Here is a 735-nt window from a genome sequence, read left to right as displayed (position 1 = left end):
GGGAATCCCTCTCTAAACTCTAACAATAAAGCTATGGACAAGAAGAAAAAGATATTATTTATTTCGGGAGGGGTGTTAACCACAGGGGCAATAGTTACCACAATTGTAATGATTCGCAGACGAAACAAACGCAAGCGTGGGCTATTGCCTCCTCGTGGTTCAAACGTTTTGACTACCAACAATAACGAACTGCCCTCAAACTTTCAGAATTGGAACGGTGGCAATACCTATCTATCCAATGCACCCAGAGGCATACGCAACAACAATCCGGGAAACCTGATTTTTACCAATATCAAGTGGAACGGCAAACTGCCCAAAGAGCAAAACAAAGACAGGCGTTTTGAAATGTTTATTGCTCCGGTTTATGGCGTTCGTGCCATGATAAAAGACCTCAAGCACGACATTGAAAAGGGCAAGAACACCGTGCCGTTATTGGTCGAAGAATATGCACCCCGATTTGAAAACAACACCGACCATTATATCCAAACGGTTTGCAAGGATTTAAAGGTCAGCAAGAGTGCAAAGCTCCTGCCTACAAAAAACACACTTCGCTTATTGGTGCTTTCAATGACCAAGGTTGAAACAGGCGGTAACTACGTCTCCAACCAATTGTTTGAGCAAGCCTACGCAATGATTTAGCAATTAAAAGACTTTAGATATGGGAACGATAAAAATGTTTAGGGGAACAACCCCACCGTTATTGAAAAAAGGCGAATGGGCTTCGGATGGCCAGTA

At 43.0% G+C, this 735-nt stretch carries 1 protein-coding gene; it reads left to right on the top strand.

What is annotated here, in order from left to right; translation table 11 throughout:
• A partial coding sequence (locus tag OM075_RS25265) for a hypothetical protein (protein WP_301193340.1) occupies positions 1-639 on the top strand: 639 nt, incomplete at its 5' end.
• Positions 640-735: the final 96 nt, after the last annotated feature.

This window comes from Plebeiibacterium sediminum, assembly GCF_026013605.1.
GTDB lineage: Bacteria > Bacteroidota > Bacteroidia > Bacteroidales > Marinilabiliaceae > Saccharicrinis > Saccharicrinis sediminus.
The sequence above is the reverse complement of the archived record's forward strand: the minus strand, read 5'-3'. Positions and strand labels throughout refer to the sequence as shown.